This window comes from Streptomyces sp. A0592 (assembly GCF_004795115.1).
Taxonomy (GTDB): Bacteria; Actinomycetota; Actinomycetes; order Streptomycetales; family Streptomycetaceae; genus Streptomyces; species Streptomyces erythrochromogenes.
Genome location: NZ_SSBM01000006.1, coordinates 35109 through 56963 on the forward strand (window position 1 = coordinate 35109; position 21855 = coordinate 56963).

At 70.4% G+C, this 21855-nt stretch carries 15 protein-coding genes; 11 read left to right on the plus strand and 4 right to left on the minus strand.

What is annotated here, in order from left to right; genetic code table 11:
* Positions 1 to 142: 142 nt before the first annotated feature.
* The gene (locus E6U81_RS11215) at positions 143 to 1822 is read right to left on the minus strand and encodes a PucR family transcriptional regulator ligand-binding domain-containing protein (protein ID WP_136229934.1); all 1680 of its coding nucleotides are present in this window, start codon (positions 1820 to 1822) and stop codon (positions 143 to 145) included.
* Between the two features lie 253 nt (positions 1823 to 2075).
* Between E6U81_RS11215 and E6U81_RS11220 the strand changes: the two genes are divergently transcribed.
* The 7 genes from E6U81_RS11220 (at position 2076) to E6U81_RS11250 (ending at position 11771) form a co-directional block, all read left to right on the plus strand.
* Positions 2076 to 2969, plus strand: coding sequence for an FAD binding domain-containing protein (locus E6U81_RS11220; protein ID WP_030665373.1), 894 nt, complete (start codon positions 2076 to 2078; stop codon positions 2967 to 2969).
* A gap of 2 nt (positions 2970 to 2971) precedes the next feature.
* Positions 2972 to 3577, plus strand: coding sequence for a (2Fe-2S)-binding protein (locus tag E6U81_RS11225; RefSeq protein ID WP_031151977.1), 606 nt, complete (start codon positions 2972 to 2974; stop codon positions 3575 to 3577).
* A gap of 2 nt (positions 3578 to 3579) precedes the next feature.
* The gene (gene pucD / locus E6U81_RS11230; RefSeq protein WP_136229935.1) at positions 3580 to 5976 is read left to right on the plus strand and encodes a xanthine dehydrogenase subunit D; all 2397 of its coding nucleotides are present in this window, start codon (positions 3580 to 3582) and stop codon (positions 5974 to 5976) included.
* A gap of 327 nt (positions 5977 to 6303) precedes the next feature.
* On the plus strand, positions 6304 to 7767 hold the full coding sequence (locus E6U81_RS11235) for an NCS2 family permease (protein ID WP_136229936.1): 1464 nt from the start codon (positions 6304 to 6306) through the stop codon (positions 7765 to 7767).
* 108 nt (positions 7768 to 7875) lie between these two features.
* Entirely contained in the window at positions 7876 to 9027 is a 1152-nt protein-coding gene (locus E6U81_RS11240) for an XdhC/CoxI family protein (RefSeq protein ID WP_136229937.1), read from the plus strand.
* Between the two features lie 130 nt (positions 9028 to 9157).
* Complete coding sequence (locus tag E6U81_RS11245; RefSeq protein ID WP_136229938.1) at positions 9158 to 10402, plus strand: YncE family protein; 1245 nt, start codon at positions 9158 to 9160, stop codon at positions 10400 to 10402.
* 136 nt (positions 10403 to 10538) lie between these two features.
* Positions 10539 to 11771 carry a GNAT family N-acetyltransferase gene (locus E6U81_RS11250; protein WP_136229939.1) on the plus strand — a complete coding sequence of 411 codons (1233 nt, stop codon included), beginning with the start codon at positions 10539 to 10541 and terminating at the stop codon, positions 11769 to 11771.
* A 58-nt stretch (positions 11772 to 11829) separates the two neighbouring features.
* On the opposite strand, the gene E6U81_RS11255 is transcribed toward E6U81_RS11250, so the two are convergent.
* The 3 genes from E6U81_RS11255 to E6U81_RS11265 form a co-directional block, all read right to left on the minus strand.
* Positions 11830 to 14046, minus strand: a complete 2217-nt coding sequence (locus tag E6U81_RS11255) for a germacradienol/geosmin synthase (RefSeq protein ID WP_136229940.1) — start codon at positions 14044 to 14046, stop codon at positions 11830 to 11832.
* A gap of 110 nt (positions 14047 to 14156) precedes the next feature.
* Positions 14157 to 16226 (minus strand): ABC transporter ATP-binding protein, encoded by a 2070-nt coding sequence (locus tag E6U81_RS11260; RefSeq protein ID WP_136229941.1) that lies wholly within the window; start codon positions 16224 to 16226, stop codon positions 14157 to 14159.
* The gene (locus E6U81_RS11265; protein WP_240803760.1) at positions 16223 to 17395 is read right to left on the minus strand and encodes a ricin-type beta-trefoil lectin domain protein; all 1173 of its coding nucleotides are present in this window, start codon (positions 17393 to 17395) and stop codon (positions 16223 to 16225) included. The genes E6U81_RS11260 and E6U81_RS11265 overlap by 4 nt, the downstream gene beginning before the upstream one ends.
* A gap of 313 nt (positions 17396 to 17708) precedes the next feature.
* Here E6U81_RS11265 and E6U81_RS11270 point away from each other — a divergent pair, with 313 nt between their 5' ends.
* From E6U81_RS11270 to E6U81_RS11285, 4 genes are all read left to right on the plus strand, one after another.
* Positions 17709 to 18155, plus strand: coding sequence for a polymorphic toxin-type HINT domain-containing protein (locus tag E6U81_RS11270; RefSeq protein WP_168714606.1), 447 nt, complete (start codon positions 17709 to 17711; stop codon positions 18153 to 18155).
* Entirely contained in the window at positions 18124 to 18462 is a 339-nt protein-coding gene (locus tag E6U81_RS11275) for a hypothetical protein (protein ID WP_136229943.1), read from the plus strand. The genes E6U81_RS11270 and E6U81_RS11275 overlap by 32 nt, the downstream gene beginning before the upstream one ends.
* Before the next feature lie 1473 nt (positions 18463 to 19935).
* A complete protein-coding gene (locus E6U81_RS11280) occupies positions 19936 to 21444 on the plus strand; it encodes an immunity 49 family protein (RefSeq protein WP_136229944.1) in 1509 nt (502 codons plus the stop codon).
* Positions 21445 to 21535: 91 nt separating this feature from the next.
* Entirely contained in the window at positions 21536 to 21757 is a 222-nt protein-coding gene (locus E6U81_RS11285) for a hypothetical protein (protein WP_031152000.1), read from the plus strand.
* Positions 21758 to 21855: the final 98 nt, after the last annotated feature.

A 21855-nucleotide genomic window follows, 5' to 3' on the forward strand; every position in this document is an offset into this window, starting at 1 on the left:
GCAGCACATGGTTGAGCCCTGGGGCGAAATGAGAGCACGGATCGCAGGCTCCGGCCAAGGGGTCGGGTGAACTCTTTCACAAAGTCCGGACGGATCATCAGCGCCGCCGGCCACCCCGTGGCCGCCGGCGGAGAGGATCTCCTCAGCTCATGCGCAGTGCCAGGAAGAAGTCGAGCTTGTCCTCCAGCCGGGACAGGTCCCGCGCCGTCAACTGCTCGATTCGCCCGACCCGGTAGCGCAGCGTGTTGACGTGCAGGTGCAAGCGGGTCGCGCAGCGGGTCCAGGACCCGTCGCAGTCCAGGAAGGCCTCCAGCGTAGGGATGAGCTCCGCCCGGTGGCGCCGGTCGTAGTCCCGCAGCGGGTCCAGCAGCCGGGCGGTGAAGGCGCGGCGCACGTCGTCCGGGACGAACGGCAGCAGCAGCACGTGCGAGGCCAACTCGTGGTGGCCCGCCGCGCAGACCCGGCCCGGCCGGGCCGCCGCGACCCGGCGGGCGTGCCGGGCCTCCTCCAGCGCCCCGCGCAGCCCCTCGGCGGAGTGCACGGCCGCGCTGACACCGAGCGTGAGCCGGCCGTCGTCGGCCAGACCGGCCGCCAGGGGGTCCCGTACGGTCGCCAGCAGCTCGTCGGCGTGCAGGGCCGAGTCCGGGCCCTTGTCCTCCCCGGCGTCACCGGACAGCGAGGGCAGCGGTACGAGCGCGATGGCCTCGTCGCCCGCATGGGCCACGGCGATCCGGTCGGACGGCTCCGGGCCCGAGACCGACGGGTCGACGAGGATCTCCTCCAGCAGCGACTGGGCCACCGGGCCGCCGGGGATGTCCCCGCTGTCCCAGTCCACCCGGGCCACCACGACCTGCCAGTGCGGGGCCGCGCCCAGTCCGGGCAGCAGCACCGGGGCCGCGACCCGCAGGCGGGCGGCGATCTCGGCGGGCGCCGCGCCCGTCTGGACCAGCTCCAGGACCTCCTGCGCGAGGCGGCGGCGCACGGTGCGGGCGGCGTCGCGCCGGTCGCGCTCCACGGCGATCAGCTGGGTGACGCCCTGGAGCAGGTCCAGGCGCTCGGCCGGCCAGTCGCCGGCGTCCGCCTCGACGGCCAGCAGCCAGTCGGAGAGCACGGTCTCGCGCACGTCGCGGGCGGCAGGGCCCGCCGCGCCGCGGCTGTGTCCCCTGATCGGGAAGAGCGAGTAGGTAATACCCTGGATGGAGATCCGGTGCGGCCCCCTGCGGCCCGTCCGGACCGCCGCGAGGTGCTCGCCCGCCAGCGCTGCGCAGATGCCCGACGCGAGCGGCTCTCCCGCCCCGGCGATCTGCCGGCCGGTGGGGGACAGTACCCAGGCCCGGAGGTCGAGGTCGGTGGTGAGGAGATCCAGCACCACGTCGGGGCCGCCCCCCGCCGGACCCGAGGTCATCAGGCGGCGGTGCCGGTCCACGACGGCCGCCAGGTCCCCGGCGCGCTCGCCCGAGACCTGCCGTACGACGTACTCGGTGATCGTGGCGAATGCAACGTCCTCGTTCACGGCGAACAGCGGCAGCCGGTTGCGCACACAGGCCGATACGAGGTCGTCCGGGATGTCGCCCAGCTCCGCCTCGCCCGCCGCCAGCCCCGCGACGCCGGCGCTCGCGAGGATTCGTACGAATGGCTCGGAGTCGGCTGAATTTCGTCTCCATGCCAGGCCGGTGAGGACGAGTTCGCCCCCGGACAGGTACCGGCTGGGATCGCGCAGGTCGGTCGTCATGACCCCGCGGACCGTACGGTCGAGTTCGTCCTCGCCGCCGAGCAGCCGCAGCCCCAGCGCCTCGGTCTCCAGCAGTGCGCGCAGCCGCATGATGTCGCCGCCGATCTGTCTCGAATGTTGCCGTTGGAAATCGGGCAGGTCGTCGCATCCTGCCTTTCATACGAATCTACAAGACGAGGGAGGCCGTCAGCCAACTCCTTCATGGTTTCGGTGACTGCACCCGGGGGACGCGCGGCTTGTGTACTGAGTCCACACCGCGTTAACAGCACGTGAACGACCAGTCGAGGGCCCTTAGGCCTCCTGGCTTGAAGTGAACGACCCGATTAAGAAGAAGAGAGCCGACATGGACTTCCTTCGCCCCGCCAGCTGGGAGGAGGCGCTCGCCGCTAAGGCCGAGTACCCCACAGCTGTGCCGATTGCGGGTGGCACCGACATCATGGTCGAGATCAACTTCGACCACCGCCGTCCGGAGTACCTCCTCGACCTCAACCGCATCGAGCTGCTGCGGGAGTGGGAGGTAGGCGAGGAGGTCACCAAGCTCGGCGCCTCCGTCCCGTACACCCAGATCATGGAGAACCTGCGGACCACCCTGCCGGGTCTCGCACTCGCCTCGCACACGGTCGCGTCCCCGCAGATCCGCAACCGCGGCGGTGTCGGCGGCAACCTCGGTTGCGCCTCGCCCGCCGGTGACTCCCACCCCGCCCTGCTGGCCGCGGGCTGCGAGGTCGAGGTCGAGTCCGTACGCGGCTCGCGCATGATCCCGATCGACGAGTTCTACACCGGCGTGAAGCGCAACGCGCTGGCCGCCGACGAGCTCATCAAGTCGGTCCACCTCAAGAACGCCACGGGCCCCCAGCAGTACTCGAAGGTCGGCACCCGCAACGCGATGGTCATCGCGGTGTGCGGCTTCGGCCTCGCCCTGCACCCCGACACCCGCACCGTGCGTACGGGCATCGCCTCGGCCGCCCCGACCCCGATCCGGGCCAAGGCCGCCGAGGAGTTCCTGAACGCCGCGCTCGAAGAGGGCGGCTTCTGGGACAACGGCAAGGTCATCACCCCGTCGATCGCCAAGCAGTTCGGTGAGCTCGCCTCCGGCGCGTGCAACCCGATCGACGACGTCCGTGGCACGGCGAAGTACCGCCGTCACGCGGTTGGCATCCTCGCTCGCCGCCAGCTCGTCTGGACCTGGGAGCAGTACCGCGGCACGAACGGCCGCTCGCTTGAAGGGGCTGCGTAATCATGCGCGTCAATTTCACCGTCAACGGTCGTCAGCAGGAAGCCGACGACGTCTGGGAGGGCGAGTCCCTTCTCTACGTGCTGCGTGAGCGCCTGGGTCTGCCCGGCTCCAAGAACGCGTGCGAGCAGGGCGAGTGCGGTTCCTGCACCGTCCGCCTCGACGGCGTGCCGGTCTGTTCCTGCCTGGTCGCCGCCGGTCAGGTCGAGGGCCGCGACGTCGTGACCGTCGAGGGCCTGGCCGACTTCGCCAAGCAGCGTGAGCAGCACGGCCACGGCGGTGCCTGCGGCACCGGCGGCGGCTGCGGCAGCAAGGGCGTGTCCACCGACGAGGCGAAGAAGTGGGCCGCCAAGCCCGGCGACTCGCAGACCGGTGAGGGCATCGAGCTCTCCAACATCCAGCAGGCGTTCATCGACGCCGGCGCCGTCCAGTGCGGTTTCTGCACCCCGGGTCTGCTGGTCCAGGCCGACGAGCTCCTGGAGCGCAACGCGGACCCGTCCGACCAGGACATCCGTGAGGCCCTCTCCGGCAACCTGTGCCGTTGCACGGGCTACGAGAAGATCCTCGACGCGGTCCGCCTCGCGGCCGCCCGTCAGGGAGAGGCGGTCTGACCATGGCCCAGAACACCCGCACCGTCGGTACGCCGACGAACGTCACCCAGAAGCACAACAAGGGCGGCATCGGCGAGTCCACGCTCCGCCCGGACGGCACCCTCAAGGTCACCGGTGAGTTCGCGTACTCCTCGGACATGTGGCACGAGGACATGCTGTGGGGCCAGACCCTGCGCAGCACCGTCGCCCACGCCGAGATCGTCTCCATCGACATCTCCGAGGCGCTGGCCATGCCGGGCGTCTACTCGGTCCTGACGTACGACGACCTGCCGGCCGAGATGAAGAACTACGGCCTGGAGATCCAGGACACCCCCGTTCTCGCCAACGGCCGGGTACGCCACCACGGTGAGCCGGTCGCCCTCGTGGCCGCCGACCACCCGGAGACCGCCCGCCGCGCGGCCGCCAAGATCAAGATCGACTACCGGGAGCTGCCGCTCGTCACGGACGAGGCCTCGGCGCTCGCCGCCGACGCGCCGCTGATCCACGAGGGCCGCGACGACCACCACTCCGGTCACGTCCCGCACCCGAACATCGTGCACCGCCAGCCGATCATCCGCGGCAACGTGGAGGAGGCCCGCAAGCGCGCCGACGTCATCGTCGAGGGCGAGTACACCTTCGGCATGCAGGACCAGGCCTTCCTCGGCCCGGAGTCCGGTCTCGCCGTGCCCTCCGAGGACGGCGGTGTCGACCTCTACGTCGCCACCCAGTGGCTGCACTCGGACCTCCAGCAGATCGCCCCGGTCCTGGGCCTGCCGCCGGAGAAGGTGCGCATGACGCTCTCCGGCGTCGGCGGTGCCTTCGGCGGCCGCGAGGACATCTCGATGCAGATCCACGCCTGCCTGCTGGCCCTCGCGACCAACAAGCCGGTCAAGATCGTCTACAACCGCTTCGAGTCCTTCTTCGGCCACGTGCACCGCCACCCGGCGAAGCTCTGGTACGAGCACGGCGCCACCAAGGACGGCAAGATCACGCACATGAAGTGCAAGATCGTGCTCGACGGCGGTGCCTACGCCTCGGCCTCCCCGGCCGTCGTCGGCAACGCGTCCTCCCTCTCCGTCGGCCCGTACGTCATCGACGACGTCGACATCGAGGCGATCGCGCTCTACACGAACAACCCGCCCTGCGGCGCGATGCGCGGCTTCGGCGCCGTCCAGGCCTGCTTCGCGTACGAGGCCCAGATGGACAAGCTCGCGGCGAAGCTGGGCATGGACCCGGTCGAGTTCCGCCAGCTGAACGCCATGGAGATGGGCACGATCATGCCCACCGGCCAGGTCGTGGACTCCCCGGCCCCGGTCGCCGAGCTGCTGCGCCGGGTCAAGGCCCGCCCGCTGCCGCCGGAGCGCCAGTGGGAGACGGCCGGCGAGGGCGCGGACGTCCGCGCGCTGCCGGGCGGTCTGTCGAACACCACCCACGGCGAGGGCGTCGTCCGCGGCGTCGGCTACGCGGTCGGCATCAAGAACGTCGGCTTCTCCGAGGGCTTCGACGACTACTCCACCGCCCGCGTGCGCCTGGAGGTCATCAACGGCGAGGCCGTCGCGATGGTCCACACGGCCATGGCGGAGGTCGGCCAGGGCGGCGTCACCGTCCACGCGCAGATCGCCCGTACCGAGCTGGGCGTCACGCAGGTGACCATCCACCCGGCCGACACGCAGGTCGGCTCCGCCGGTTCCACGTCCGCCTCGCGGCAGACGTACATGACCGGTGGCGCCGTGAAGAACACCTGTGAGCACGTCCGCGAGGCGCTGCTGGAGATGGGCCGCCGCAAGAACGGCTCCTACCACCCGGCCTGGGCGCACGCCGAGCTCCTCCTGGAGGGCGGCAAGGTCGTCACCGACGGCGGCGAGGTCCTCGCGGACATCGCCGACATCCTCGAGAACGAGGCGATCGACCTCGAGCTGGAGTTCCGCCACCGTCCGACGGTCGCCTTCGACCTGAAGACCGGCCAGGGCGACGGCCACGTCCAGTACACCTTCGCCGCGCACCGCGCGGTCGTCGAGGTGGACACCGAGCTCGGCCTGGTCAAGGTGGTCGAGCTGGCGACCGCCCAGGACGTGGGCAAGGCCCTCAACATGCTCTCCGTGGTCGGCCAGATCCAGGGTGGTACCACCCAGGGCCTCGGCGTGGCGGTCATGGAGGAGATCATCGTGGACCCGAAGACCGCGAAGGTGCGCAACCCCTCCTTCACGGACTACCTGATCCCGACCATCCTCGACACCCCGACCATCCCGGTCGACGTCCTGGAGCTCGCCGACCCGAACGCGCCGTACGGCCTTCGCGGTCTGGGCGAGGCCCCGACCCTGTCGTCCACCCCGGCCGTCCTCGCGGCGATCCGGCAGGCGACCGGGCTGGAGCTCAACAAGACCCCGATCCGTCCGGAAGCCCTCACCGGGACCCTCTAGGACGGACCCGGTCCGGGGGCCGCGAGGCCCCCGGACCCCCTCGGACTCTCCGGGCGGTGTGACTCGGGAACGTCACACTTCACCGCCGCACCGCCCGGAGTACCTACGAAGCACCGCACCGCTCGCGGTCCCCTTCAGCCGGCAGTACCCCTGCGAAAACCCCCATGTAGTACCAGCGGTCACCCCGCACTACCCGCAGTACACGCAGTGAACATTCGCGTCGCCTCGGGCCGTCACCCCGGGTCGTGCAGCCAAACGCACCATCCCAAATCCCGCAATCTCCAATCCCCAAGCGGGTGCCCCTTTGAACCTTGGGAGTTAGGCACCATGACCCAGTCGTCAGTGGAGTCCAAGACCACCGCGGAGGAGGCCGGAGACGGCTCCCCCACTCCGGCGGGCAGCTCTTGGCTCGACCGCTACTTTCATATAACCCATAGAGGGTCCAACGTCGGCAACGAGGTCCGTGGCGGTATCACGACCTTCATGGCCATGGCGTACATCCTCCTGCTCAACCCGCTGCTCCTGTCGGGCAAGGACGCCGCCGGCACGTCGATGGAGGCCTCGGCCATCATCACCGCCACGGCGTTCGCGGCAGCCGTCACGACGCTCCTGATGGGCTTCGTCGGCAAGGTCCCGCTGGCCCTGGCCGCCGGACTCTCCGTCTCCGGTGTGCTCGCCTCGCAGGTGGCCCCGCAGATGACCTGGCCGCAGGCCATGGGCATGTGCGTGGTCTACGGTGTCGTGATCTGTCTCCTGGTCGTCACCGGCCTCCGAGAGATGATCATGAACGCGATCCCCCTCGCGCTCAAGCACGCGATCACCATGGGCATCGGCATGTTCGTCGCCCTGATCGGCCTCGTGAAGGCCGGCTTCGTCGGCCGCGGCCCCGAGCAGGGGCCCCCGCTCCAGCTCGGCTCGGTCGGTGAGCTCGCCGGCTGGCCGGTCCTGATCTTCTGCCTCACCCTGCTCGCGATCTTCATGCTGCAGGCCCGCAAGATCCCGGGCGCGATCCTGATCGGCATCGTCGGCGGCACCGTCGTCGCGGCCATCGTGAACGCCGTCGCGAACATCGACCCCAAGGCCTGGCGCAGCGGCCCGCCGGAGCTCTCCGGCTCCGCGGTCTCGATGCCCGACTTCTCGCTCTTCGGCGACGTCTCGTTCGGCGGCTGGGGCGACGTCGGCTACATGACGGTCGGCATGATCGTCTTCACCCTGGTGCTGGCCGGCTTCTTCGACGCGATGGCCACCATCATCGGTGTCGGTACCGAGGCCAAGCTGGCCGACGACAAGGGCCGCATGCCGGGCCTGTCGAAGGCGCTCTTCATCGACGGCGCCGGCGGCGCCATCGGCGGCGTCTCGGGCGGCTCCGGCCAGACCGTGTTCGTGGAGTCCGCGACCGGCGTCGGCGAGGGTGCCCGCACGGGTCTCGCCTCCGTCGTGACCGGCCTGTTCTTCGCGGCCTGCCTCTTCTTCACCCCGATCACGCAGATCGTCCCGGGTGAGGTCGCCTCCGCGGCCCTGGTGGTCATCGGCGCGATGATGATGCAGAACGCCCGCCACGTGGACTGGGCCGACAGCGCGACGGCGATCCCGGTCTTCCTGACCGTCGTGATCATGCCGTTCACGTACTCGATCACGGCCGGCGTCGCCGCCGGTGTGCTGTCCTACGTCGCCATCAAGATCGCTCAGGGCAAGGCCCGGGAGATCGGCGGCTTCATGTGGGCGCTGACCGGGATCTTCGTGGTCTTCTTCGCCCTGCACCCGATCGAGGGCTGGCTCGGGGTCGGCTGACCCGGAGCGCGGCCGGTCCGGGTCGCCCGACCCGGACCGGCCGGTCCGCAGCGGAACCCCAGCTCCGCGTACCCGATACTGGAACCGAATCCTCCGAGGAGGCCGCACATGCTGGACATCGCCGAAGAGCTGAACCGGTGGGTACAGCAGGGACGTGACTTCGCCGTCGCCACGGTCGTGGCGGTGGGCGGCAGCGCACCCCGGCAGCCCGGTGCGGCCCTCGCCGTCGACAGTGAGGGCACGGCCATCGGCTCGGTCTCCGGCGGATGCGTGGAGGGTGCGGTCTACGAGCTGTGCCAGCAGGCGCTGGAGGACGGCGAGAGCGTCCGGGAGCGCTTCGGCTACAGCGACGACGATGCTTTCGCGGTGGGTCTGACCTGCGGCGGGATCATCGACATCCTCGTCACCCCGGTTCCCGTGGGCTCGCCCGCACGTGCGGTGTTCGAGGCCGCGCTGGCCGCCGCTGCCCGCGGTGAGGCCGCCGCCCTGGCCCGGATCGCCGAGGGCCCGGCCGAGCTGATGGGCCGCGCCGTGCTCGTCCGTGCGGAGGGGCCCTTCGAGGGCGGCCTCGGCGGACACCCGGAGCTGGACCGCACCATCGCCGAGGAGGCCCGCGCCATGCTGGACGCCGGCCGGACCGGCGTGCTGGAGATCGGCGCCGACGGCAGGCTCTGCGGAGAGCCGCTGAAGGTGCTCGTCGAGTCCAGCGTCCCGCCGCCGCGGATGATCGTCTTCGGTGCCATCGACTTCGCCTCCGCGCTCGTGCGGATCGGCAAGTTCCTCGGCTACCGGGTGACCGTCTGCGACGCGCGGCCCGTCTTCGCGACGAGGAACCGCTTCCCCGAGGCCGACGAGATCGTCGTGGACTGGCCGCACCGCTACCTGGAGAGCACCGAGGTGGACGGCCGGACCGTCCTGTGCGTGCTCACCCACGACGCCAAGTTCGACGTCCCGCTCCTGGAGCTGGCCCTCAAACTGCCCGTCGCCTACGTCGGCGCCATGGGTTCCCGCCGCACCCACGAGGACCGCAACAAGCGGCTGCGCGACGTCGGCGTCACCGAGCTGGAGCTGGCCCGGCTGCGTTCCCCGATCGGCCTGGACCTCGGCGCCCGCTCCCCGGAGGAGACCGCGCTGTCCATCGCCGCCGAGATCGTCGCGAACCGCCGCGGCGGCAGCGGCGTGGCCCTGACCGGCGCGCACATCCCGATCCACCCGGACGTCGCGAACACGGTGATCGACAGGATCGGCTCCGTCGCTTGAAGGGGTGACGGCGGAAGGTGAGAAAAGGGCGCACCCCGTGGGGGTTGCGCCCTTCAGGCGTTCCTCCTATCTTACCCGCCGGTAATCGGAGGAGCCCTCTCCATCCCTTCCTCACAACGGAGTTGAGCGGATGTTGCGTACCGTGCGAACCCTCGGCGTGCTGGCCGCGGCCACCCTGCTGACCGCCCTCACGTCCGCGCCGGCAGCCCCGGCAGCCCCGGGCGGCGGCCTGCGCGAGGTGCTCTTCGTGGGGAACAACTGGGAGGGGACGGCCGACGTCCTAGCCTCCACCGGCGATCTCGCCAAGGTGGGCCGGATCAACATGATCCCCGACAAGGCGGAGCGGCTCCGCGAGATCTACCTCAACCCCGTGAAGCTCGCCTTCTTCCTCGGAATCCGGGAGAGCGCCGGCGAGGGCCACGACCAGTTCGTCGACGACATGTTCACCACCCCGGACGGCACCGCGGTCGTCGCCTCCCGCCCCAGCTTCGCCGACGTCGTCTCCATCGACCTGGCCTCGGGGCGGATCAACTGGCGCTTCCCGGTCTCCGGTTTCCGCTCCGACCACATGGCGGTCTCCCCGGACGGGACCCGCATCGCCGTCTCCGCCTCCACCTCCAACACCGTGCACGTCCTGGACATCGGCACCGGGCGCCAGACCGGCTCCTTCCGCACCGGCGACAAGCCGCACGAGAACACCTTCACCCGTGACGGCCGCTACCTGTGGAACAGCTCCATCGGCGAGGTGAACACGGCCCTCGACGCGCCCTGGCTGGACTGGACGAAGGGCGACCGGAAGATCACCGTGGTGGACACGCAGACCTTCCGCACGGTCCGGGTGATCGACATGCGGGAGCGGCTGGACGCCTTCGGCCGCAAGGACCTCTCCGACTCCGTCCGCCCCGTGTCCTTCAGCCCCGACGAGTCGAAGCTCTACTTCCAGGTCTCCTTCTTCGGCGGCTTCCTGGAGTACGACGTGGCCACCGACCGGATCACCCGCCTCAAGGTCCTCCCCGCCAACCCGGCCACCAGCACCGACCGCACCACCTGGGTCAACGACTCCCGCCACCACGGCATGTCGATGAGCCCCGACGGGGCGAAGCTGTGCATCGCGGGCACGATGGACGACTACGCGACCGTAGTGGACCGCGCCACCCTCGCCGAGGGGCCGCTCGTACCCGCCGCCAAGCCGTACTGGGCCACCGTCTCCGGCGACGGGACGGCCTGCGTGATCTCCGAGAGCGGCACCGACCAGGTGACCGCCATCGACTTCGCCACCGGCGCCAAGCGGGTGTCCGTCCCCGTCGGCGACCACCCCCAGCGCATCCGCCTCGGCCACGTCCCGGCCGCCTGGACCGGTCCGGCGGGCCGCTGAACAGACCGTCCGCCGAGCCGGCTGTCCGCCGAGCCGGCCGTCCGGACCGGCGGAAGAAGGGGCTGGAATCGGCCGAACCCGCAGATCAAGCCAATATGGGATGACTGGTCCTCGATGACCGATTAGTCTCGCGATCATGGTGGACATCCGCGAGGTACCCGAGGCCGATATCGACCGCGCCCTGGAGCTCGCCTACCTGGTCTTCCACGATCGGCCCGAGAAGGAGGCCCGCGAGCGGCACCACGCCCTGCTCGCGCGCTGCGACCGGATCGGCGCCTACGACGGGGACGCCCTGGTCGGCTTCATGGCCGCGCACGACTTCCGGCTCTCGGTGCCCGGGGCGGACCTGCCCTGCCCCGGGCTCACCTTCGTCTGCGTCGCACCCACCCACCGGCGCCGCGGCGTGCTCACCGGACTGATGACGCGGATGATGCGCCGCTCCGCCGACTCCGGCCGTCCGATCGCGGCCCTCTGGGCCTCCGAGGCCGCGATCTACGGCCGCTTCGGCTACGGCGGCGCCACCACCGGCGCCACCGTCGAGATCGACTCCACCCGGCCGCTCGCCCTGCGCATCGACCCGGACCGGCGCCCGCTGCGGCTCGTCGACCCGGAGGACGCCGTCGACGTGGTCGGCCCCTTCCACGAGGCCGCCCGCGCCGGCCGGCCCGGCCGCCCCGGCCGCAGCCCCGAACGCTGGCGCGACGAGTGGCTCACCGAACAGGACGAGGAGGACGAGGAGCTGAGCCCGCCCCGGATCATCGTCCTCGGCGACCCGGGCGAGCCCATCGCCGGATACGTGATCTTCCGGACCAAGCCCGAGGGCGACGCAGGAGCCGCCCGCACTCCGGGCCTGGTCCGGGTCGACGAGCTGGAGGCGGACACCCCGGCGGTGGCCGCCGCCCTCTGGGAGTGCGTGGCCGCCCTGGACCTCACCGGCAAGGTCTCCGCATGGGGCCGCCCGGCCGACGATCCGCTGCTGCACTTCGCCGCCGACCGGGACCAGGTACGGGTCACCGCCCAGTTCCCGGCGCTCTGGCTGCGCCTGCTCGACGTACCCGCCGCGCTGACCGCGCGGTCCTGGGCCGCGCCCGTGGAACTGGTGCTGGAGGTGCACGACGCCAGGCTCCCCGGCAACGCCGGGCGCTTCCGGCTCAAGGCCGGGCCGCAGGGAGCGACGTACCGGCACGCGGACGGCCCCGCCGACCTGGCCCTCGACGTGCGCGAGCTGGCAGCCTGCTACCTCGGCGGGACCAGGGTCACCGAACTCGTCGCGGCCGGGCTGGTCCAGGAGCACACGCCCGGGGCGGCGGCGGCCCTGGACGACGCCCTGCGCACACCCGTACTGCCGCACACGGGCGACGAGTTCTGAGCCGGCCGGCCGGCCGGCGGGGGCGGGGGCGTCGGCCGCCCCCGCCGCCGGACCGGACTCACGCGGGCAGGGACACCCTGGCGGCGGCCATGCCGAAGCCGGAACCGAGGACCGCTCCGGCCAGGCCGCCGTCGGAGCGGCTCAGGTCCTCCGGCCGGTAACGGCGCACCGTCGCGTGCCAGTTGAGGACGCCCGCGTGCCAGTCCTGGAGCTCGCGCACGTACGCGTCCAGGGCGGCCCGGGCCCCGGCGCCGAGCTTGAAGTCGTCATAGAGCACCGGCAGCTGGGTGGCCACGATGTGCTCGAACTCCTCGGTGCGCTGGGTCATCAGCGCATGGCAGATGTGCAGGGCCTCCGGGTAGCCGATGTCGAAGAAGTTCCGCGTGACCAGGATGTGGTTGTGGACCTCGCCCTCGAACTCCACCTCCTTCTGGTAGGAGTAGATGTCGTTGATCAGGCAGGCCGCGTCGGCGACGGCGTTCTCCAGCGAGCGGATCGTCCCCGAGGCGTAGATCTCCTCGGGAATGCCCCGGCCCTCGTGTCCGAGCCGGCACAGGTACATCGTGAGCCGGCTGCCGAAGGTGCGCCGCCGCATCTCCGCGTAGTCCACCGGGTCCGGGATGCGGTTCTGGACCGCGTTGTCCACCTCCCAGAGCCAGCTCTCCAGCATGTCCACCAGCGTCGCCCGGAACTCGGTGCGCTGCCGCACCGACATGTCGGCGCTGGTGCGCACCCACAGGTCCGCGAGCCCGCGCTCCAGCGCCGTCGACGGCTGCGGCTGCTCGGCGTGGTCGACGGGGATCATGGCGATCAGCCGCGCCGTGACCGCCTTGGCCGCCGCCAGGTTCTTGGCCTGTGCGAAGACCACCGGGTAGTAGTCGTCCCCGTAGGTGCCCCAGGTCAGCCAGCAGGCGTTGAGCGCGAGTGCGCCGGGGGTGGCGTCCGGGTCGATTCCGGCGGAGCAGACCGCGAAGTCGTAGCCGCGCAGCTTCTCCTCGGTCCAGATCACCGAACCGGGATCGCCCGGCTGCGGATCCAGCAGGCCCGTCCGCCGGGACCAGGCCACCGACTCCTCGCGCGCGTGCGCCAGATGAGGGCTGAGCGTGAGCCGGTGGGGCATGTAGATCTCCGGGATCACGGAGGGTCCGGTGCGTTCGAAGGGCACGTGGGTGAAGGAGCGGCGACGCAGCTCCATCGAGCGCCGGTTGAAGACGGACCGCAGGTCGAGGGCGCTGGTGCCGAGCCCGGACGGCATGAAGGGAAGGGTGACCGGGGCGGTCGCCCGGGCCTCCTTGTTCATGTAGCGGCTGGAGACCATGTGCCACTCGTGGCCGCCGGACTGCCAGTCCTGCAGGCCCTTGGTGTAGGCGAGGACGGCCGCGATCTCCGATGGGTCGAGCGCGAAGTCGGCGAACAGCTGGGGGAGTTCGTACAGGGCGGTCTGCTCGAACTGCTGCAGGCGGGAGGTGAGCAGGTCGTTGGAGACCTCGGCGGCCTCCTGGGTGGTGCAGCCGAGGAACGTCTCCAGGACCAGGACTGCGTTGGAGAGTTCGCCCTCGTCGGCGACCTCGCGCTCGTAGGAGAAGAGGTCGTTCCTGATGTGGACCGCGTCCGAGAAGGCGTCCCGCAGCACGCCGAGCGGGCGCGAGTGCGCGACGCGCGCCGGGACCTCGGCGGCGACGTACTCGATCAGGCCGGCCGACCAGGGGGCCCCGCCCACCTTGCGGCGCATCTCGATGTATTCGAGGGGGTTGGCCACGCGGCCGATGTCGATGTTGGCGAGCTCCCACATCGACTCGTCGAGGAGGTTCTTCGTGGACAGCGAGAACCGTTCCCGCCAGTCCGTCGACATCGAGGGAACGGTTCGCCGCCACAGGTCGGCGAGACCCGCCTCCACGGGGTTGGTGGGCTCGGGGAAGCCGTCGGCCAGGTCCATCGGCATGAAGGCGGCCAGCCGGTCGAGGTACGCCTTGGCGCCGGCGCGGTCCTGCGAGCGCTTGAAGGTCTCCAGGAAGTGGTCGTCGAAGAAGAAGACCCACACGTACCAGTCGGTGACCAGCGACAGCGCCTCGGCGTCGCAGTCGGGGTGGGTGTAGGAGCAGAGCAGGGCGTAGTCGTGCGAGTCGAGGTCGCTCTCCTCCCAGACGCCGGAACCCTCCAGCATCGCGAAGGCGCGCGCCCACTGCTTGGTGTGGACCCGCGCCTCCTCCAGGTGGGGGTTGAGTCGCGCCGGGTACGGCACGTAGAAATCCGGCAGTCGGAACGGCTGCGTCACGGCGTGGTAGGCCCTTCGTCCAAAGGTGCGGGGGCCGGTGGCCCGGCCCCCGCAAGAGATCAGCAGTGCCCTACCCGTGGCGGGCGCGGACCAAGGCGGAGTTCACCGCATCAGGTGACGGAGGTGTCATTGGGCGACGCGCCGGTCTGCCGGGGGATAGGGGAGGACCCGGGCCGCAGCCGGGACGATGGCGATGGCGATGGCGATGGCGATGACGGGGACGACGGTGGTGACGCGGGCTGTTGGGCGAACTGCTCCGCCTGCATCCGGAACATCGACGCGTACCGGCCGCCGAGCTCCAGCAGCTCCTCGTGGCCGCCCTGTTCGACGAGCCGCCCCTCGTGGAGGACGTAGATCACGTCGGCGTACCGCACGCCGGACATCCGGTGCGTGACGAGGACGACGGCGCGCTGCGGCCCGGTGAGCCCCCGGATGCTGTCGAAGGCGGCGATCTCCGCCTCCGGGTCCAGCGCCGAGGTCGGCTCGTCCACGACGATCACGCGCGCGTCCCGGAAGCGCGTCCTGGCCAGCCCGAACTTCTGCCACTGGCCCCCGGAGAGCTCCGAGGCGCCCCTGAACACCCGGGCCAGCAGGGTCTCGTAGCCGTTCGGGAGCTTCTCCACGACCCGGTCGGCCCCCGCGTACCGGGCCGCGGCGACCACCTCCGCCGCCCGCTCGACCGCCTCCTCGGACCCCTCCGCGCCGGGCCGGCCGATGGCGATGTTGGTACGGGCGGTCACCGGCCACCGCTCGAAGTCCTGGGTGAGGAGGGCGACCCGGTCGAAGACCTGCTCCCGGTCGGCATCCCGCACCTCGACCCCGTCCCAGGTCAGCGAGCCGGAATCGGGCAGGTGCAGGCCGGCGAGCAGTTTGACCAGCGTGCTCTTGCCGGACCCGTTCTCACCGACCAGCGCCACCACGGTGCCCGCCTCGATGGTGAGGGAGATCCCGTCGAGCGCGGGCTCGTCCCGGTCGGGATAGCTGAAGCGGACGTCCTCCAGCCGTACCGCGCCCAGCCGTTCGGGCAGCGGCAGCCCGCCGTCCGGGATGGCCCGCCGCCCGGCCTCGGCGACGAAGCGTTCCAGGTCCCGTACGTACAGGGACTCCTCGTGCAGGGTGTTCGTGGTGGCCACCAGCGCGCCGAGGCTCGCCGACCCGGTGCGCACCGCGATCACGGCGGTGCCGGCGACGGCGAGGTCCATCCGGCCGGTGACGATGAGCGCGACCATCGCCCCGTACGTGACCAGCGCCGCGGCTCCGGACAGCGCGGCGGCGAGCAGCTCGGTGGCGGCCTTGTCCTTGGCCAGGCGGGTGGCCTCGGTCTCGGCGACCTCGGCCATGTTGCGGTAGTGGCCCAGCAGGTAGCGGCCGACGCCGTGGACCCGTACCTCGGGGGCCGACGTACGGGAGATCAGCAGCTGGCCGATGAGCCGGGCGGCCCGTACGTGCTCGACCCAGGTGATGACGGACAGGTAGCGGCGCTGCGCCACGCGCATCGCGCCCCAGCCGCGCGGGGCGGCGATCAGCAGCAGCATGGGCAGGAGCAGCGGGTGCAGCACGGTCAGCACCCCGGCGGTGGCGACGAGGGAGATGATCCCGCCGAGGGTGGCCACGCAGGCGCCGACGGTACGGCGGGCCGAGGGCGGTCCCCACTGGGCGCTGTCCAGCAGCCGCCGGAACTCCCCGTCCTCGATGGCTTCGAGCTCCACCTCGACGGCGGCCTTCAAGTACTGCTCGTGCGCGGCCCGTTCGATCTTCGGCTCCAGCCGCCCGGCGGCCGCCGTGGACCGGGAGGCCAGTACGGCGCCCAGTACGGCGACCAGCGCACCCGCGGCCAGGGCGGGCATGGCGGCGTGCAGCCGCTCGGCGGGCGTGCCCGCGCCGAGCAGCGTACGGAGCACCTCGCTGAGGACGAGCAGCCCGACGGCGGAGGTGACCCCCTGCCCGGCCTCGGCGGCGGCGACGGTGAGCAGCGCGGGCCGGTCGGTGTCCCAGGCCAGCCGGAGGGTCCCGGCGACCATGCGGGGCATGGAGCGCAGGGTGGACAGGAGCCGGCCTTCCAGGCGGGCGTAGTCGTGGTTGGACCAGCCGGCGTCGTAGCGCAGGGGCCCGCCGAACAGTCGCCGTTCGCTTGCGGAGACGGCGGGCTGGAGGGCCGTGGGCCGCTTGAGGAGCCTCATGCGCGGCCACCTCCGCCCGGTGCCGGGTCGAACACCACATGAACGTGCACGGATCGCAAGATTCCTCCCGAGGCGCTGCGGCTGCGAACTGACGCCGGAAGAACGTGGCTGTTCAGAGCGGCGTCACGGCCCGCGGGGAACGAACGCCCGCACACAGTTGCGACGCGGGCCCGGACCCCAAGGGCCGCGCGGAGACCGGGCGTTCGAACCACTCGGAGGTGTCGATGCCCCCCTTCGAGGGATTGCGCGCCTCCTCGCGGACCGGGCGTCTGCCGAACCCGGCGGAGGCCGCCCACCCGGTGCGGGGGAGCGGCCTCCGTGCGGTGGTGCGGGTGCTGCGGGACGGGCACGGGGAGCGGCGCCGTGCCGAGAATCGGAACGCTCCAACGCTGCGCGGCGGAAGCGTTCCAGTCGTAGAGCCACAGCTGCCGACCGGGGGTCGTGTCGTAGTTGCCGAGGTCGAGGCAGCGGCCGGAGACGGGGTTGTGGATGGTTCCGTCGGCACGGGGCAGGAACTTCTGGCTCGGCGCGTTGCCGTCACAGGCGCGGAGTTCGATGGGCGTGGTGTTGGCGGTACCGGCGGCCGTGGCGTTGAGGCATGCTCCGTGGGTCCGGATCGTGCCGTCGTCGCGGATCTGGACCTTCTGGGCGTCGGTGCCGTTGCAGCCGGCGATCTGGATTCTGTTGCCGTCGTCGGCGCTGTTCCCGTCGTTGTCTGCGCAGTTGCCGGCGGCCGCGGTCAGGTTGACGGGGCCGGCGGCCTCGGGGGCGGTGACGGAGGCGGCGTAGGGGTAGACCGCCGGATTGCTGATACCGCCGGTGAGGCCGGAGGTGGCGTCGCCCTCGTCGTACCGGCCCAGGGTGAGGGGGCCCGCGGGGGCCGGACCGGCGGAGGCGCTGTGGTGGCCGGTTCCCGCGAGAGTGCCGTTGACGTACAGGCGCATCTGCCCGGTGGTGTGGTCGTAGACGGCGGTGAGGCGGGTCCAGGTACCGAACGCGATACGGGTGGCGCTGTTGGTCTGCGCAGTGGTGTCGTAGGGCCAGCGGGCGGCGCCCGGGTTGCCCAGGGCGAATTCCCAGGTGTCGGTGAGGTGGTTGGGGAAGAGCAGCAGGGAGGTGCTCCCCTTCGGTCCCTGGCCGAGGACGATGCCTCCGGCCTTGGTGGCCATGGCCGACGTGCTGATGGTGAAGCTCTTGCGGGTGTCGATCACCGGACCGGAAATGCCGGACGTGGTGACGGAGGAGGACGGGCCGTCGAAGGCGGCGTAGGTGGTGCTGCGGCCGTCGATGGCGGCGCTGGGCCAGGTGACCCCGGTCGTCCAAGGCAGACAGAGGCGACACCGACGGCGAGGCGAGCGGCGGAGGGGCCGAGGCGCGCTCCGGCGAGTCGGCGGCGCCGTCGTGCACCAAGCAGAACAGCTTCCCCACGGGCAGTCGCGTGCAGATGGCCGACGGAACGAGCAAGGCCATCGAGACGTCGAGGTGGGCGACAGGGTCCTCGCCACGGACCCCCAGACAGGCGAAACCGCGTCCAAGACGGTCACGGCGACCATCATCACCCCCGACGACAAGGAATTCACCGACCTCACCCTCACCGACGACGCCAACCCCCGCGGCCCGCCGGCCACCCTCACCTCCACCGCCCACCACCCGCACTGGAGCGAAACCCGCCGCCAGTGGCTCGACGCCGGCGAATTCGCCCCGGGCGAGCAGCTCCGCAAGCCCGACGGCACGACCCTCACGGTCCAGACCACCCGCAACTACCCGTACGCCGTCACCACTTACAACCTCACGGTCGACGACTTCCACACGTATTATGTGCTGGCAGGCGCCACACCAGTCCTGGTTCACAATTGCGGCACCGACGAAGCCGCTGTCCACCTCGCGAACTATGCGGATGGCAGACAGCACGCTCATCACCATTCGTGATGCAGAAGGTGAGATCAGCACTCATCAGTTTGGCGATGTAAGTCGAAGCGATAACGGTGTTGAGGCTTTTAATCCCAGTGACCTTCCAGCCATCAGGTTGAGGTTGAACACAGCCTTCCCCTTGCGGGTCGGGATGTTCGTCGAGAACGCCCTCTTCAAAACTGGCGAAGGGCGATGGCCGCCGTACTCGCTGCCGGACCAAGGTTGCGTGACCTGCTGTGCCCAAGTTTTGCGAGCTGGTGGCCTGGATGGAGTTCCGTTGGATAATGATGAGGCGCAGAGCTGGCTGATGGGGAGATATGGATGATTTCGAGGAGAGGCAAGGGTAATGGTGGCTGCAGGTGGATCCCCGGACGGGGGAAAATGGGTCGTTCCGGATTCGCTGCAGGGCCCTGTTCGTCAGGTGCCGACGAATCTCGCCATTCGGATGCTTTCCTGTGAACTCCTCGATCACGAAGTCAAGGCGCTAGTGTGGGAATTTATTACAGAGGCGTCTCTCTGCTATCTGCGGCCGGTAGAGGCGCCCATGAACTTCGATCGACAGGGTCGGTTTGGGGACGCGCTCAGGAGGTCGACCCGCATCGTCTACGAGGGTTGGGAGGAGTTTCGAATGGCCATTGAAGGGGATGGGCATCCGGAAGAAGTTAGAGAATCTATCCGTCGGGGCAAAGCCACGTTGATTTCGCGCCTGCAAGCTGCCGTCGACCGACTGCGAGCGCTTCCGGATAGCATCATCTAAATCTGGATTGTACCCGGCGGGTGGTCCCACATGGTTTCGATGGGATCACCCGCCGGGTGCATTCTCGCACTCCCAGTCGGATGTATGCCGCCGGCCGGCTGCGGCAGTTTCGCCCCTCGGGTACGGCCGCAAGGCTCTGGTCCGGGGAGCCCGGAAGCTTGCGGCCGTCTGGTACCGAAGGCTGTCGACTGGGCTTATTAATATGTGCTGGCGGGCGCTGCTCTGGTCCTGGTTCATAACTTCGGTTGGAGCGAGCGTGCGGATTATCGTGCCCGTGAAGGAATGCCTGCCCGTGGCAGTTCGAGCGGGAATCCCGACGATGATACGTTCACGGCTGCGCGTATCCAGGTGGGTGGGCAAGTATTCTTCGGGCGAAACGCACATGGCGGGCGATAAATACCCGTGTTAATGCTCAGGCGAAGACCCATGCTGAAGCGGATGTATTTCAGCAGGCGAAAGACGTGGGCGACCGGAACCCGAGCCGTTATGCATGTAGACCGAGACTTCTGTAGGGGCGTGTGGTGCGACAGGAGGAGTGCCCCGGGGTTCGTTCGTGGCGGTCCGCCGAGAGTGCTTGCCGCCGGGGCCGTTGCGTCGCTGCTCGTGACCGGTGGTGTGGATGCAGGGAGGCTGCAGGTGGGGAAACGGATGCTGGGGCGGGGGGCGAGTGGGCAAGACTGCTTGCCGCGTATGCTCCGCCGCACCCGGACGGCGACTGGTTCCAGTTCCTGTTCTGGCCCTTGCTGCGGGCCGAGGCCGAACTGCCCGTGCTCCGGTGTGTCCGAGTCTCGCGCTCAACTGTCTCGTGGTGCACCACGGTCCGGACGTCTGGCGGTCAGATCCGGCGGATCGGTGGCCCGCGGTGTGTGTGGGATCCGATGGGGTCTACGCCGTCGTCTCGGATGCCTCGTCGAACGGCGCGGAGGTGTTGTTCGAGACGGTCGATCCGGTGCTCGTCGCGGTCGAGTGGGGGAGTGGATCGGTGTGCGTCAGGTTCGGGGTGAGTGAATTGGGGACCGCGGCGTCTCGTAGGGTTCGGGGGTGAATCGAGACAACTCAGCTGAATACAACACCGGTCATGGCGGCGAGAGCGCCGAGGAGCTGCTGCGCGGGGCGCACGCGCGGCTGCTGCCCGTCGGGTTGGTCACGCCCGAGGTCGCCGGCGGTATGCGGTACGCCCGGGTCGTCGCCGACGAACTGGTCTTCGCCTACGCCTTCGACGGGCCCACCAGCGTCCGCTCCCTCACCGACGCGGACGTGGAGCGCGTCGGGATCGAGGAGTTGGGGCAGGCGGCGTACGCCAACCTGATGCGGGTGCCCGTCTCGCACGAGGAGATCTCCCTGGAGGGGCATGCCACGCTGCAGTCCGTCTACGGCGACTCGCACTTCGTGGCCTCCAAGGCGCTCTACCTCGGGGAACTGGCGCGGCAGGTCACCGGCCGGTCGCTGCCGTCCGCCGGAGCCCTCGTCGTCGTCCCCACCCGGCACCTGCTGGCCTTCCACCCGATAGTCGACGGCTCGGTGGTCAGGGCCCTCAACGACCTGGCCATGTACGCCCTGGGTGCCTACGAGGACGGGCCCGGGCGCCTGTCGCCGCGGGTGTACTGGTGGCACCGGGGCAGTCTGACCTCGCTCACGGTCGTCGACGAGGACACGCGCACGCTGTCGCTGAAGCCGCCGCAGGAGCTGATCGCCCTGATGAAGGGCCTGGTCGGTCTCGACCGCGCGGGCCGGATCGCCGTTGAGGGTCCCGCTCCGGATCCGGTCGCACTGACCCGTACGACCATCGAGTCGGTGGCGCGGCTCGCGCAGGATCCGTCGGGGCTGGGCGACGCCTTCGCCTCGGCCCTGGCGCTGGCGCATGTCCGCTGCACCGCCGATCCCGTCGTGTCCGAGCTCGACACGTGGGACGCGTGGGCGACGGCCGTGCGGCTCGGCTCCGCGCTGTTCACCGGATCCGAGCCGGAGCAGTGGTTCCTGGGCGAGGAGAACACCCTCCGGTTGCCCGCCGCACCCGCCGCCCCGCCCGCCGACGCCCGTGCCTGGCTCGACGCCGTCTACCTCGCGCTCGCCTGCCGCGCGCACGACCAGGTGTCCCGGCTGTGCCGGGTGCCGCTGGAGACGCTGCGGCAGGACGAGACCGTCGACGCCTACGTCCTGCACTGGGTCGAGACCCTGCAGACCTACCTCTCCGGCGGTACCGGCGACGCGGTCGTGGAGAAGCTGCTCGCCACCATGCAGGCCTCCCTCCCCGAGACGCTGACGCACTCCCCGGACGAGTTCGTGAACCGCGTCGACTACCAGCCGGTCGCGCTCTTCCACCGCCTCTTCACCCGGGACCACGAGGCCTTCGGCGAGGTGCTGGCCGAGGCCCTCACCGAACATGGCGGCTACTGGGGGGATTCCGGGGCGCCGCGCGCCCGGGTGGCCCTCGGTCCGCTCGCGCTGGCCTGCCTCGCCCACGACCAGGGCTTCCCGATCGACCCGGAGCGGCTGCCGCACCTGCCCCGGTACCTCGTCGACGGCAAGAGGGTCGAGGACATCTCCTGACACACCGGCGGCGTGCCGCAGCGCGGACTGATTGTCTGATTGGGTTAGGTTTGCCCGCGTATGTGGTGCCGATGTTCCCGGAGGGACACTCATGGCGATCGATCTGGACAAGGTGCTCGACAAGGCGTGGGCCGACAAGCCGCTGGCCGACGTGCTCGCCGCTCCCGTCGCCGCGCTGAAGGGCGTCAGCGAGAAGGACGGCGAACTGCTGCACGAGGCGTTCGGCGTCAAGACCGTCGCCGACTTCGGGCAGCTGAAGTACGTGCGCTGGGCGCAGGCGCTCGTCGCGCTGAACCAGACCGTCAAGGCGTAGCCGGCCGGCGGTCCGCGTACTCGGGGTACGCGGATCCGACCGCGCGAAGGCCGTCCTTCCCACCCGCTCAGCGGGTGCGAAGGACGGCCTTCGTCGTC

What these genes read in the sequence shown, in the direction of transcription:
- E6U81_RS11215 (WP_136229934.1), bottom strand. Translation starts at nt 1,822, where the DNA reads ATGCGGCTGCGCGCACTGCTGGAGACCGAGGCGCTGGGGCTGCGGCTG.
- E6U81_RS11220 (WP_030665373.1), top strand. Translation starts at nt 2,076, where the DNA reads ATGGACTTCCTTCGCCCCGCCAGCTGGGAGGAGGCGCTCGCCGCTAAG.
- E6U81_RS11225 (WP_031151977.1), top strand. Translation starts at nt 2,972, where the DNA reads ATGCGCGTCAATTTCACCGTCAACGGTCGTCAGCAGGAAGCCGACGAC.
- pucD (WP_136229935.1), top strand. Translation starts at nt 3,580, where the DNA reads ATGGCCCAGAACACCCGCACCGTCGGTACGCCGACGAACGTCACCCAG.
- E6U81_RS11235 (WP_136229936.1), top strand. Translation starts at nt 6,304, where the DNA reads ATGACCCAGTCGTCAGTGGAGTCCAAGACCACCGCGGAGGAGGCCGGA.
- E6U81_RS11240 (WP_136229937.1), top strand. Translation starts at nt 7,876, where the DNA reads ATGCTGGACATCGCCGAAGAGCTGAACCGGTGGGTACAGCAGGGACGT.
- E6U81_RS11245 (WP_136229938.1), top strand. Translation starts at nt 9,158, where the DNA reads ATGTTGCGTACCGTGCGAACCCTCGGCGTGCTGGCCGCGGCCACCCTG.
- E6U81_RS11250 (WP_136229939.1), top strand. Translation starts at nt 10,539, where the DNA reads ATGGTGGACATCCGCGAGGTACCCGAGGCCGATATCGACCGCGCCCTG.
- E6U81_RS11260 (WP_136229941.1), bottom strand. Translation starts at nt 16,226, where the DNA reads ATGAGGCTCCTCAAGCGGCCCACGGCCCTCCAGCCCGCCGTCTCCGCA.
- E6U81_RS11265 (WP_240803760.1), bottom strand. Translation starts at nt 17,395, where the DNA reads ATGGCCACCAAGGCCGGAGGCATCGTCCTCGGCCAGGGACCGAAGGGG.
- E6U81_RS11275 (WP_136229943.1), top strand. Translation starts at nt 18,124, where the DNA reads ATGGCAGACAGCACGCTCATCACCATTCGTGATGCAGAAGGTGAGATC.
- E6U81_RS11285 (WP_031152000.1), top strand. Translation starts at nt 21,536, where the DNA reads ATGGCGATCGATCTGGACAAGGTGCTCGACAAGGCGTGGGCCGACAAG.